Origin of the sequence: Aquiflexum sp. TKW24L (assembly GCF_023502205.1) — a bacterium.
Lineage (GTDB): Bacteria > Bacteroidota > Bacteroidia > Cytophagales > Cyclobacteriaceae > Cognataquiflexum.
The window spans coordinates 1-13544 of sequence record NZ_JAMFLG010000064.1 but is presented as its reverse complement, the minus strand read 5'-3'; the positions used below and the strand labels follow the sequence as shown (position 1 = coordinate 13544).

General features: G+C 40.4%; 11 protein-coding genes and 1 tRNA gene. 8 read left to right on the top strand and 4 right to left on the bottom strand.

Going from position 1 to position 13544, the window contains the following annotated elements; all coding sequences use genetic code 11:
* The first annotated feature begins 76 nt into the window (after positions 1 to 76).
* On the top strand, positions 77 to 529 hold the full coding sequence (locus M3O96_RS21450) for a GxxExxY protein (RefSeq protein ID WP_249724970.1): 453 nt from the start codon (positions 77 to 79) through the stop codon (positions 527 to 529).
* Between the two features lie 80 nt (positions 530 to 609).
* Here the strand turns inward: M3O96_RS21450 and clpX are convergent, their stop codons facing one another.
* From clpX to M3O96_RS21430, 4 genes are all read right to left on the bottom strand, one after another.
* Entirely contained in the window at positions 610 to 1836 is a 1227-nt protein-coding gene (gene clpX, locus M3O96_RS21445) for an ATP-dependent Clp protease ATP-binding subunit ClpX (RefSeq protein WP_249724967.1), read from the bottom strand.
* Complete coding sequence (locus tag M3O96_RS21440) at positions 1836 to 2510, bottom strand: ClpP family protease (protein WP_283774065.1); 675 nt, start codon at positions 2508 to 2510, stop codon at positions 1836 to 1838. Before M3O96_RS21440 ends, clpX begins: the two co-directional genes overlap by 1 nt.
* Before the next feature lie 77 nt (positions 2511 to 2587).
* Positions 2588 to 3913: a trigger factor gene (gene tig / locus M3O96_RS21435; protein WP_249724955.1), complete on the bottom strand. Its 1326-nt coding sequence runs from the start codon at positions 3911 to 3913 to the stop codon at positions 2588 to 2590.
* 109 nt (positions 3914 to 4022) lie between these two features.
* A tRNA-Leu gene (locus tag M3O96_RS21430) sits at positions 4023 to 4104 on the bottom strand.
* A gap of 129 nt (positions 4105 to 4233) precedes the next feature.
* Here M3O96_RS21430 and M3O96_RS21425 point away from each other — a divergent pair.
* The 7 genes from M3O96_RS21425 to M3O96_RS21395 all read left to right on the top strand — a co-directional run bounded on the left by M3O96_RS21425 (position 4234) and on the right by M3O96_RS21395 (position 13230).
* On the top strand, positions 4234 to 6453 hold the full coding sequence (locus M3O96_RS21425) for a RelA/SpoT family protein (RefSeq protein ID WP_249724941.1): 2220 nt from the start codon (positions 4234 to 4236) through the stop codon (positions 6451 to 6453).
* A gap of 87 nt (positions 6454 to 6540) precedes the next feature.
* Positions 6541 to 6729, top strand: a complete 189-nt coding sequence (locus M3O96_RS21420) for a hypothetical protein (protein ID WP_249724939.1) — start codon at positions 6541 to 6543, stop codon at positions 6727 to 6729.
* An 833-nt stretch (positions 6730 to 7562) separates the two neighbouring features.
* Positions 7563 to 8030, top strand: coding sequence for a Fur family transcriptional regulator (locus M3O96_RS21415; protein ID WP_113926313.1), 468 nt, complete (start codon positions 7563 to 7565; stop codon positions 8028 to 8030).
* Positions 8027 to 8371: an STAS domain-containing protein gene (locus tag M3O96_RS21410; protein ID WP_249724935.1), complete on the top strand. Its 345-nt coding sequence runs from the start codon at positions 8027 to 8029 to the stop codon at positions 8369 to 8371. The genes M3O96_RS21415 and M3O96_RS21410 overlap by 4 nt, the downstream gene beginning before the upstream one ends.
* 112 nt (positions 8372 to 8483) lie before the next feature.
* Positions 8484 to 9755, top strand: coding sequence for an adenylosuccinate synthase (locus M3O96_RS21405; protein WP_249724932.1), 1272 nt, complete (start codon positions 8484 to 8486; stop codon positions 9753 to 9755).
* 101 nt (positions 9756 to 9856) lie between these two features.
* Positions 9857 to 12211, top strand: a complete 2355-nt coding sequence (locus M3O96_RS21400) for a PKD domain-containing protein (protein WP_249724929.1) — start codon at positions 9857 to 9859, stop codon at positions 12209 to 12211.
* Positions 12208 to 13230: a PorP/SprF family type IX secretion system membrane protein gene (locus M3O96_RS21395; protein WP_502798928.1), complete on the top strand. Its 1023-nt coding sequence runs from the start codon at positions 12208 to 12210 to the stop codon at positions 13228 to 13230. The genes M3O96_RS21400 and M3O96_RS21395 overlap by 4 nt, the downstream gene beginning before the upstream one ends.
* Positions 13231 to 13544 lie beyond the last annotated feature (314 nt).

Below are 13544 nucleotides of genomic sequence, written 5' to 3'. Positions count from 1 at the left end.
AACTATGTGTTCTATATGGGCTATATGGTAATAATTTTTCCACTCACTATGTTTTTTGTTGTGAATTTTACAAATTATGAAATTGTTCAAATTTGATTTAACCCCAGCCCAAATGGATATGACCAAAAAACAACTTGATAAGTTAAGCTACAATGTAATTGGGGCTGCAATTGAAGTTCATAGGATTTTGGGACCCGGATTGCTTGAAAAAGTATATCAAAAATGTCTAGCCAGGGAGTTAACACTAAGAGGGATAAAATTTAGAGAACAAGTTAAAATGCCTTTTGACTATAAAGGGGAGTTCGTGGACTTAGACCTTACCTTTGATTTCTATATTGAGGAGTCATTAGTACTTGAAATAAAAGCTGTCCAAGAAGTTATTCCTTTGTTTCATGCCCAAACATTGGCCTATATGAAACTGCTAAAAGCCCCAAAAGGGATTATTATAAACTTTAATGTGACTAATATTTTCCATCATGGCCAGAAGACTTTTGTAAATGAATATTTTGAAAACCTGATGGATGAATAATTGAAATAAAAAAACCGCAGAAGTTCCTTTCGGGTTCCTCTGCGGTTTTTAAAACTGATCACTGAAAACTGATCAAGGTATTATGCAACCTGTAATTTTTTGAACTTCGACTTGTCAAACTGCTCCTGAGCATATTTGGCATCGATGACCAATTCCTTGATCGAATCATCTGAAGGCAATTCATACATCGCATCAGTGATGATTGCTTCGCAGATTGACCGCAAACCCCTCGCACCAAGATTATATTCCACAGCTTTCTCCACGATATAATCGATACCGCTTTCCTCAAAAACCAACTTCACACCTTCCATTTCAATCAGTTTTTTGTACTGCTTGGTCAATGCGTTTTTCGGTTCGGTCAAGATACTCTTCAACGTATCTCTATCCAAAGGATCCAAATGGGTTACCACAGGAAGCCTACCGATCAACTCAGGGATGAGACCAAAAGATTTGAGATCCTGAGCGGTGACATATTGAAGCAGGTTGGTCCTGTCTACTTGTCTGTCTTCCACATATTTATTAAATCCCATGGGTTGGGTATTCAGTCTCTTGGCAATATGCCTTCCAATACCGTCAAAAGCCCCACCACAGATGAAAAGGATGTTTTCAGTATTGACGGCAATCATTTTCTGGTCAGGATGTTTTCTTCCACCTTGTGGCGGCACATTGACTACTGTTCCTTCCAATAACTTCAACAAGGCTTGTTGTACACCTTCACCACTTACATCTCTTGTGATCGATGGGTTATCTGATTTTCTGGCGATTTTGTCGATTTCGTCTATATAGACGATACCTTTTTCGGCCGATTCGACATTGTAGTCAGCTGCCTGAAGCAACCTCGTCAAGATACTTTCCACATCTTCACCCACATAACCTGCCTCTGTAAGAACAGTGGCATCTGCAATACAAAAGGGCACTTCCAAGACCTTAGCCAATGTTTTGGCCAAATAGGTTTTGCCTGTTCCAGTATCACCCACCATGATTATATTGGATTTTTCGATCCTGATATCGTCATTTTCCTCACCTTTTTGAAGTAACCTTTTGAAGTGGTTGTATACTGCTACAGTCAGTACTTTTTTGGCTTCATATTGACCGATCACATATTGGTTGAGAAATTCAGTAAGCTCTTTTGGTTTCTTGAGTTTGACCTTGACATTCTTGCCGGGTTTTTTATTTTTGTCTTCCTCGCCAAGAATCTGGTAGGCCTGGTCAATACAGAAATTGCAGATGTGCGCCGAAATCCCGGAGACCATTAGATCTACGTCTTTCTTGTTTCTTCCGCAAAATGAACAGGTAATTTGTGCCATTATTTAGTTTTTTTGATCAATACTTCATCAATTAAGCCATATTCCTTGGCTTCTGGTGCTTTCATCCAATAATCTCTGTCAGAATCTTTTTCTATTTCCTCAAAAGATTTTCCGGAATGGTCAGCTAAGATCTGATACAATTCTTGCTTCATGGAAAGGATCAACTTCAAAGAAATCTCCATGTCCTTGGACTGACCCTGCATGCCTCCGGATGGCTGATGAATCATCACCCTGGAATGTTGCAATGCTGACCGCTTGTCTTTGGCACCACCTGCAAGCAATACTGCTCCCATTGAAGCTGCAATTCCTGTACAGATAGTCGCCACGTCCGGATTGATATACTGCATGGTGTCATAAATGCCAAGTCCTGCAGTCACAGAACCCCCCGGGCTATTGACGTAAAGCAATACGTCTTTTTTAGGATCAGTAGATTCCAAGAACAGCAATTGGGCAGTGATGATATTTGCAATAAAATCATCGACCTGCGTACCCAAAAAGATAATCCTGTCCATGATCAATCTTGAAAATACGTCAATCTCACGGAAATTGGTAGGTCTTTCCTCGATAACTGACCTAGTCATGCTTTCTACAAAAGTGTTGTATTGGTCAAAAGCGTTACCGCTGATGCCCCTGCTGTGAACAGCATACTTTCTGAATTCGTCTTTGTTTATCATAATCTCTGTTTTAGTCTTGTACAAAAATAAAAAAAGCCCTTAAAGAAGGACTTTTTGATAACGCTTTTATCCAAAAATTAGTTTTCTAACAACTCCTTGAATTTGTCAATTTTGATGACTTCTTCTTTCAGATTTCCTTTTTCTCTCACGAAATCAAGGACTTTCTCATTCTGTACCGAAGTCAGCATCTGCATATAGTTTTGACCTTCATTGCCTTTCAGGTAATTGTCGACAAACATGTCCATGCTAGATTCCATTGAAGACCCGATGCCTGATGAAGCAAACTGCTGACGGATCATTTCTTTGGTTTTTTCGATGACATCTGCATGCTCTGCCTGAATGTCGTTGTCTTTTGCAATTTTGTTTGAAATCAATGTCCAGGTTAGCTGCTTCGCGTAGATTGGATATTCCTGCTCTACCTGCTCGGTAGTTACTTTTCCTTCGTTTGCCCTAAGCAACCACTCTTTCAAGAAATCTTCCGGCAAATCGATGTTGGCTTTGGCAACAAGTGTTTCTTTGATTTTTTCCTCTCCAAAAACCCTCAGCTCTTTGTTGTAATTTTCGGAAAGGATTTCCTTTACCTTATTTCTCATAGATTCCTCAGAATCTACCTGACCTTCTCCAAATAGTTTGTCAAAAAACTCTTGGTCAAGTTCTGCCAATTCCGTTCTATTGATGTTTTGGACAGTAAAAATATAGTTGCCTGAAAGATTTGAAGCTTCTTCTTCGGTGACACCGATGGAAGCTGCAAGGTTTTCCTTGATCGCTGTCTTTGGATCAAATGTCACCACATCTCCTTTTTTCAATCCTATAAATTGGCTCAAAGAACCCGCATCTACAGCTGAAAGCGGCATTGAAAAAGTTTTCTCAAATGATCCGTCTTCAGATTTCAAGTCTCCATAAAGGAAATCATTTTCTTGGCTTACCTCAGGATTGGTCATTTTACCGTATTGGCTACGGAGGTTTTGGATGGCATCATCCACTTCCTTTTCTTCCATCTCCATCTTATAGGCGACGGCATCTATGCCTTCGATATTGACTGAGATATCATCCACAAAACCAATTTTATATTTGAATTCAAATTCTTTTTGTGAATCCCAATCAATATTCGCAGCTTCTTCAATCACCGGAAGTGGATCTCCCAAAATCTTAAAAGTCTGTGCTTTCAGATAATCATTTAGAGAAGAAGTCAGTATGCTATTGATTTCGTCCACAAGTAACGAAGTACCATACATCCTTTTTACCATGGTGATTGGTGCTTTTCCTGGTCTAAAGCCTTTGATAGTGGCTTTTTTGACATAATCTTTAAGTTTCGCATCCACCTTTGGTTGATAATCTGCTTCATTTAATTTAATTTTAACTGAAGCTTGATTTGCTGCGTGCTTGTCTAATGAGATTTCCAATTTGCTATATTTTGGTTTGAATTGAATTTAAAAACCCCCAATCCCATTTCTCTTTTCGAAGGCCTTTTTCAGGTTCGAATCCGGAAAGTTGATTGAGGGTTAAGAAGCGTGCGGATAGAGGGACTCGAACCCCCATGCCTCGCGGCGCTAGATCCTAAGTCTAGTGCGTCTACCAATTTCGCCACATCCGCGATTTGTGGTTGCAAAGGTAATAAGGAAAATTAAACTTGCAAAAATTGGAATACAAATCATCCCAAATTTTGTTAAATACCTTAAAGAACGGGTTGTTTTGAAATAAGAATTGCTTTAGCTTCGATAATATGATAGAAATAGACCTGGCAGAGGAAAGAAAGGAAATCTTAAAAAGATATAAAAAGCTTTTGAAAATGGCCAAACCGGTACTCAAACCGGGGGATGCAAAGATCATTAAGAAGGCTTTTAATGTCTCCAATGATGCCCATAGGGAAATGCGCAGGAAATCCGGCGAACCTTATATCTACCATCCTTTGGAGGTTGCTTTGATATGTGTTGAAGAGATAGGATTGGGGACCACTAGTATTGTATCGGCTTTGCTACATGATGTGGTAGAAGATACTGATTGGGAACTGGAAGATATCGAAAGGGAATTTGGTTCAAAAGTCACCCAGATCATAGATGGATTGACCAAAATCTCCGGTGTTTTTGAATATGGCTCTTCTCAGCAAGCGGAGAATTTCAGGAAAATGCTCCTCACGCTATCCGATGACGTCCGTGTGATCCTTATCAAATTGGCAGATCGGCTAAATAACATGCGGACGCTTGACAGCATGCCTAGGCACAAGCAGTTGAAGATCGCCTCCGAAACCATGTATCTCTATGCACCGCTTGCCCACCGCTTGGGCCTTTATGCCATCAAATCGGAGTTGGAAGACCTCTACCTGAAATTCACAGATTCGGAGACTTACCTCTTTATAGTCAACAAAATCAACGAAACCAGGCTCTCAAGGAATAAATTCATCAAAAATTTTATTGGACCGATAGAAGAGGAGTTGCTTTCACAGAGCTTTAGATTTACCATCAAAGGAAGGCCGAAATCCGTTTTTTCGATTTACAATAAAATGAAATTGCAGAATATACCTTTTGAGGAAGTATATGACCTTTTTGCTGTAAGGATCACCATCGACAGCGAGCTCGAAAATGAAAAAGCCGACTGTTGGCAGGTCTATTCCGTTGTGACGGATTTTTACAGACCAAATCCTGACAGGCTTAGGGATTGGATCAGTACTCCAAGAGCCAATGGCTACGAATCACTCCATACCACGGTAATGAGTCAGACAGGTCAATGGGTGGAAGTTCAGATCCGTACTGTCAGGATGGATGACATCGCGGAAAGAGGCTATGCAGCCCACTGGAAATACAAAGAAAAAGATAGCGCACAAAATAAAGGAACTGGCCTAGACGAATGGATTACCCAAGTCCGGTCCTTATTGGAATCGAATGACGGTTCGGCCATCGAGTTTATGGATGACTTTAGGGGCAATCTTTTCCATGACGAAGTTTTTGTATTTACACCAAAAGGGGAATTAAAAGTCCTGCCCAATGGTGCCACAGCTTTGGATTTTGCCTTTGAGATCCATTCCGAAGTAGGAGCAAAATGTATTGGGGCCAAGGTCAACCAAAAATTGGTTTCAATTAACCATAAACTCAAAAATGGCGATCAGGTAGAAATCCTCACTTCTAACAAACAAAAACCTACAGAAGACTGGCTCAATTCCGTAGTCACTTCCAGGGCAAAGGCCAAAATCAAAGACGCACTCAGGGAGGAAAAGAAATCCACCATCATGGATGGGAAAGAAATCGTCCAAAGGAAACTACGGCAGATGAAAATGGATTTCAATTCAGAAGTTGTAGAGCAGTTGAGAGCATATTTTGAGACCAAAACGCCCAATGAATTTTACTATAAAGTGGGCAAAGGGATCATCGATGCGACTTCGATCAAAAGCTTTAAGGACTTCAAAGATCAGAAAAAGCAAAAAACCAAAGCCTCCTTCGAAAAAGTAAAAGATGAAAGCTCCTTTACCAAAGAAATTAAAAACCTAAAGGGTCCTGACCATGACCAGTTGCTGATCGGCGAGGACATGGATTTGGTGGACTATATCCTTGCCAAATGCTGCAATCCCATTCCCGGGGATGATGTTTTCGGTTTTGTGACCATCAATGAGGGCATCAAAATTCATAGAACTTCCTGCCCCAATGCTTTGGAATTGCTCTCCAACCATGGCAACCGCGTGATTAAAGCACGTTGGACCAGCCAGCAGCAGATTGCGTTTTTAGCAGGATTGAGGATCGTAGGTACAGATAGGGTAGGGCTGATCAATGATGTCACCAGGGTAATCTCCAATGAACTGAAAGTCAACATGCGCTCCATTACTGTAGATTCCGACAGCGGGATTTTTGAAGGCTCGATCAAGCTTTATGTCCACAGCACCCAGCACCTAGAAAAGCTCATGTCCAACCTCACCAAAGTTGAAGGCATCCTCAAAGTGACAAGGTTTGATTGAGGATTTCAATATGATTTCACGCGATCTGTAAAGAGGCCATTCTCTAAACTGAATTTAAACGTATTGCCAATATTAGACCCCAAAAAAATGTCAAACATCACAGACCGAGAACTTGACCGTGATATCCGCAACCTGTTTATCCCATCAGACGACCAGCATATCCCACTTGTATCTTGGGATGAATTGGAAAAAATCTACGGCAAAAAATTTGTCGATAAACAAAAAAGAGAAATTGAAAAAGAAAAAAAGCGTAGACAGTCAGCCGAAAAGCAATAGAAAAATTTGAATCTACCCAAGTGAAAACTTTGTTTCCTTTGTTCTTTTGTGGTTATTCTCTTGTTTTCATCTTTGGTTTAATATCCTAGGCAAAATCTTTAACCTCAAAACTTTTTAGGCTAAGACAGAAATCCGAAAAACTTTCCCAACCCAAACTTTGATCGACTTATTTTCACCCCAATTTTTGTTCTCTTTTTTTGTGGTTTAAATCACAATCATTTGTGTCCATCTTTTTGATCTGTGGTTGTTAAGGTGCAAAGGAAAGTTTGAATCTACCGGAGTTAAAACTCCGTTATCACTGTTTCTTTTGTGCTTATTTCCTTTGGTTTCAACCTTTTCATCTCGGTTTAATATTCTAGACAAAATCTTTCACTTCAAAACATTTTCTTACCACCCTATTTTGTAAAAATCAGATCCATTTCTGGGAATATTTAAATTTCACTTATCTCAATAAAGTTTAATTTTCTCAAAAATAGTGCAATAAAAATCTCTAAAAACAGCCATTTTACCCCCAGTCTCCCCCCACCTTCCTCCCACCTTCCCCCCACCTTCCGTTATACCCTCCCCCACCATTCGTTAACTTTTGATCAATTTCCTAGAAAACGTATCATTATTCCTATAGAAATCGAAATTGCATTTTTTGAATATTTTCAAGCAAGTCTTCTGTAATTAAATCCGTCCGATACATTCCTAATAGTTTTCGTCAATGGCGATGAATTGAAATTTTCACCACATCCAACTTCAAGGATTTTTAGATCAACAACTGATTTCTATCTTGCTTATTCGAATCTTTTCTAAATAAGATAAGTTATATTTGCAAAAACCTAAAATTCATGGCCTTAAATCAGACCCTTTTCGAAGAGGTAAAGAAAATATTTACAGCCTACCTGGAAAATAAAAAGCTTAGAAAGACACCCGAGAGATATGCCATTTTGGAAGAAATCTATGGACGGGGCGGCCACTTTGATGTAGAATCACTCTACATCAGCATGAAAAACAAAAACTACCGGGTGAGCCGAGCCACCGTCTACAATACCTTAGACTTGTTGGAAGAATGCGATCTGGTGACCAAGCATCAGTTTGGAAAAAACATCGCCCAATTCGAAAAATCCTATGGTTACAAGCAGCACGACCACTTGATTTGCATCGAATGCAACAAAGTGCTAGAGTTTTGCGATCCTAGGATACAAAACATCCAAAACACGGTCAGCGAAATTTTAAATTTCAAAGTCCTTCACCATTCCCTGATCTTGTACGGAACTTGCCTAAAAGAAAACTGCGAAAATAGAGCGATAATATGAAATTAAATTATAGGATTGAGAAAGAGGGTAAAGCCCATTTTCTATATGTGACAGGTGATTTGATCGGAGACGAGGTCGGGCCCAAGTTGGTGGAAATGGTTTCTGATGCAGTTAATGAAAAGATCAAATACTTTGTGGTAGACCTGAGCGAAGTAAGATACATCAGTTCCAGTGGCATTGGATTATTGATCACCATGCTTACCAAAATGAGAAATGCAGGGGGTGAAGTTTACCTAACATCTCCTTCAGAGCATGTCCAAAAACTGCTTATCATTACCAAACTCAATAATATTTTTACTGTTTTCCCAACTATAGCTGAAGCAAAATCGGCCATCTCCTAAAACAGAATTTTGGAATAGTTACAGAAAAAGGATTGAGTTATTTGGTAATTTTTGTGGATATGACAAACTTCACGGCCAAATTGAGTTATTAATATTACACACAAAGATTAAAATGAAAATGGATGTTCTTTTAGGCCTGCAATGGGGAGATGAGGGTAAAGGCAAGGTGGTAGATGTATTGGCTCCGCAATATGATGTGGTCGCCAGGTTTCAGGGCGGTCCCAATGCCGGTCATACCTTGGAATTTGATGGAATCAAACATGTGTTACATCAAATACCATCAGGAATTTTTAGAGAAAATATTCTTAACATCATCGGAAATGGGGTGGTCTTGGATCCTGTAGTGTTAAGAAAGGAGATTGAAGGACTCCATAAATTCAATATTGCATTTAAGAAGAACCTCTTTATTTCCAAAAAGGCTACCATCATCATTCCTACCCATAAGCTTCTGGATGCAGCTTATGAAAAATCTAAGGGCGACAAGAAAATCGGTTCTACATTGAAAGGAATCGGGCCGACGTATCAGGACAAAGTCGGAAGAGTTGCCCTACGGGTTGGTGATATTTTAGCGGCAGATTTTGACGACAAGTATGCTACCCTTGTCGAAAAGCATAAAACCATTCTTTCTTTTTATGAATTTGATATCAGCCAATTGACTGAATTGGAAAAAATATTTTTTGATGCAGTAGCATTTTTCAGAACACTCAACCTTGTCGACAGTGAATACGAAGTCAATGACTACCTTGCCTCCGGCAAAAAAGTACTGGCAGAAGGAGCACAGGGTTCTTTGCTGGACATTGATTTTGGAAGCTATCCATTTGTCACCTCTAGCAGTACCATGGTAGCAGGGGCATGTACAGGACTAGGTGTGTCACCATCCAAAATCGGGGAGGTATTTGGGATCTTCAAAGCCTATTGCACAAGGGTAGGAAGCGGACCCTTTCCCACCGAACTCCATGATGCAACAGGCGAGGCAATGAGAAAAGAGGGCAATGAATTTGGATCTACAACAGGTCGCCCAAGACGATGCGGTTGGATCGATTTGCCTGCGTTGAAATATTCCATCATGATCAATGGGGTGACACAACTGTTTATGATGAAAGCCGATGTGCTCAATATCTTTGAAGAAATAAAAATCTGTACCCATTATGAGCTAGCTGATGGTTCCAAAGTCGATAGATTGACTTATGAACTGAACAATGACGAGGTCAAACCCGTCTACTTGACAGTTCCGGGATGGTTTACATCCTTGGCAGAGGTCAATGAATACGAGAAGTTTCCAAAAGAATTGAGAAACTATGTGGACTTGCTTGAAAAAGAACTCGGTGTTCCGATCAAGCTGGTATCAGTAGGCCCTGATCGAAAGCAAACGATTCTAAGATAAAAATTTAATTTAAGGCTTCCATCAGGGAAGCCTTTTTATTTTTTAAAGGAATCTGTATTTTACAAATCCATTAATGAAATTCCTTTAGATTTCACGAAAAGTTGAAAAATCCAGACCCATTAAGCCCAAGCGTATTACATTTTTTTGCTGCCTTGTTATTTGTTCTATCCTTTACAACTGAAATCAGGGCGCAGGTTGGGTTTCCTTATTGTGAGCAATTTACCAACAACAATACCCAATCCGCCACGGTATTTGGTGGAAGTGCCCGAATCGTGGATGGCGCACTTCGACTTACAGACGCCGTCAATGAACAAAACGGATATATCTACATTGACATACCATTTTCATCTACCTATGGCATCAAAGCCGAATTTGAATACTTTATTTATGGCGGAAATGGTGCGGATGGAATTGTAGCATTTTTGTTTGATGCAGAGACGCCCAATTTTTTCCCGGGAGGTTTTGGAGGGTCATTGGGTTATGCCCAAAGAGGAAGCCAATCAGGTTTGTCAAGAGCATACCTTGGTATTGGATTTGACCAGTATGGCAATTTCGGTACAACCCAAGAAGGAAAGAACGGAGGATTTTTTGGAACCGGAGCCTCTTTGGTTCCCAATTCAATAGTAATCAGGGGTCCTGGGAATGGCCTTTCCGGATATCCTTTTGTCGTAGGACGTAAGACCATGGAAACAGGAAATGATGGTCTTCGGGTTTCGGATCAGTTTCCCATAAGTTCAGGAGGTCCAGGTACCAATCGGATTACGAACCCAAACCTTCCTGGATACCGGAAAGTATTTTTGGATTTGCAGCCGGATCCTTTTGGGGATGGATATTTTTTGACGGTGAAAATGCTCGTTTCCACCGCAGCAAATAATCCTAGGATGGTCACCATTTTTGATAGGCCATACAATTTCCCAGCTCCCAAAAACCTTAAAATCGGATTTACAGCTTCTACAGGTGGACAAAACAACATTCACGAAATCAGAAACCTGATAGTAGAAGTATCCAATGAGGACGGCCTTGTAAATCCGGAGGGAACCAATATTGATGACAAAGCATCTTGTGAAGGTCAAGCAAACACCTATGAAATAACTGCTGAGGAGGCTACCCTCCCCAATGAAAATTCAAGTATCAGGTGTTTGCAGTTTTATGGCTCACTCGAGGACATTCAGGCTGAGGAGGGAGACATCTGCACTCAGGCAAGATGCCGACCGGAAAACCGGGTTTTGGTTTTGCCGCAGGGAACATTCCGAGCTTCAGATACTGGAGGAGAATTTACTTTTTTCCCAAATATTGGGTTCACAGACCAGACTGTTCAGGTGTATTATACCATCACTGATAATTATGGAAAAACATCCTCAGGGAATTATATCAAGCTTTTGATCAAAGAATCCCCCGAACCTGTCAGCATTGTTGCTGAAGGGGTGGAAGAGAATACAAATGAAGTAAGACTTTGTGCAGGGGATCCGGTTATATTAAAGGCTGTCGGCGAGGAAGTGTATGTCAAGTTTGAATGGTACAGAGATGATATTTTGATTCCAAACTCTGACCTTCCTCAAATCAGCGCTATGCTCCCCGGTTCATATAAAGTTATTGCCTATAACTCTAAAAGTTGCCCCACCGAATCCTCTGTCTTTACTTTGATCAATCCTCCATTTCCGTCATTGGTGATTACCAATCCGGTCGTTGGATGCGAGCCGGGCATGACGCTTGATATCCGGGAATTCATTTCAGGCCATGATGATTCGCTTTATGAATACCAGTTGGAGACACCTTCGGGAGAATTATTGCTAAATGAGCAAATGGCCCAAATCGCCCTATCGGGAGATTATTTGATAAGGGTAAAGCATAGAGATTTGACCTGCTGGTCCGAACCTGTGCCTTTTGAGGTGATCATCGTAGAGGAGCTATTGAAGGCAAATTTTGACTTCGAAGTAGAAGGGACGGGAGTTAAAGGTGATGAAGAGGGAGGGATTTTTCCTGACGATCCGATTCAGTTTACAGACCTTTCGCCGGAGGAAGTGATCGAATGGTCCTGGAATTTTGGTGATGGAACAAATTCTAACGAGCAAAATCCCGGTCATATATTTGGGACAAAGGGAGTGTTTGAAGTTGTATTGACTGTTACCGACAATTTGGGTTGTGTTGCTACAATGTCAAAGGAAATTTCAATCACCAAAAGTTTCAGGGTAATGTTTCCTACCGGATTTACACCCACCTTGGCAGAAAACCGATTTTTCAGACCCAAACTCAGGGGAATAACTCAGATGGAAATACTTGTATTCAACCTTTGGGGAAATATGCTTTTCAGGACAAATGACTTGGATACTGAAGGATGGGATGGGAAAGTAAATGGGGAATTGATGCCCGGTGGCAGTTATGTTTACAGGGTCAAAATGGTTTCTACAGATGGAGAAACGGTAGAAGAAAGTGGTAGATTTTTATTGATAAGATGATGGGAAAAGGGTTTCTACTAATTCTCTTTTTCTTTACAATTGGTATTTCTAATGCTCAGGACACCCAATTTTCCCAGTTCTATGCAGCTCCCCTGTTTCTCAATCCGGCTTTTGCGGGGAGTTCTGAAATCACCCGGGTAGGATTTAATTTTAGAAATCAATGGCCGGCCCTTGATCAATCGTTTGTAGCTTTCTCAGCCTATGCAGATCATTTTATAGAAAGCAAAAATAGCGGGATAGGATTTATTGTGAATGGCAGTAGGGAAAGCCTTGCCAATCTCCAAAATACAGAAGTTGGATTGCTGTATTCCTACAGACTAAGGCTTGGTCAATCAAGTTTTCTGCATATGGGAGTTCAGGGAAGTTATGCGACCCGCTCGGCAAGTTTTGATGAAGTGGTCTTAAGTACCCAATTAGACATCAGCAAAGGAGTGATCCTTCCAGGTGTAGGAGGGGCTTTGCCAGATGCGAGACAAAGGAGTTTTGCGGATTTGCATACAGGATTGTTCTATTACAATCCTAGGTTTTGGTTGGGACTTTCCGGTCATCACCTTACACAGCCCAATGTTTCTTATTTGGATTTGGATAAAAACGTTTTGCCAATCAGGTATTCTGCACATGGTGGGGTCAAGTTTGATTTGGTGCCCGGTGCTATCAATGATTATTTCAACAATACCCAACAGGAGAGGTCACTGTCTTTGGCCTTTAATTATAAAAGGCAAGGGCTGTATGATCAATTGGATTTTGGGATGGAGTTGTTTGTAGACCCTATAATTCTTGGATTATGGTATCGTGGTTTTCCTACAAGAATGGGATTGCCAAATAATGAGGCTCTGATAGCTTTGATAGGCTTTTCTCTTCAAAGCGGGATTGACTTGGGTTACAGCTATGATTTTACCCTTTCACAATTAGGTTGGCGCAATTCAGGGGGAGCACATGAGGTTTCATTACGCTATTCTTTTGTGAATCAACTTTGGGATAAAAGCCAAAAAAAGAGGTTGCCTACATTCAAATATTGATATTGGATAACTGTCAGAAATTTTTTCCCCCTGATTCTCAGTAGGGTTTGGACGATATCGGATTTATTTTCATCATGGCTTTTGTATTTGAAAAAAAGATTAGCACTTTTGCAATCCCAAACGCGGGCAGCCTGATTCAATTCAATCAAAAGCTTTCTGAAAGAACCCGCAACATTCCCTCAGAAGATCAAAAATTTTATAAATCAGTTATTGGAAGAATAAAATTTTGACTTATCTTTGCAGCCCGCAAGGGAGAAAATCAAAATCAATATTTAATTACCCTAAGACAACGGTCTTACACTACCTTGAAGAGA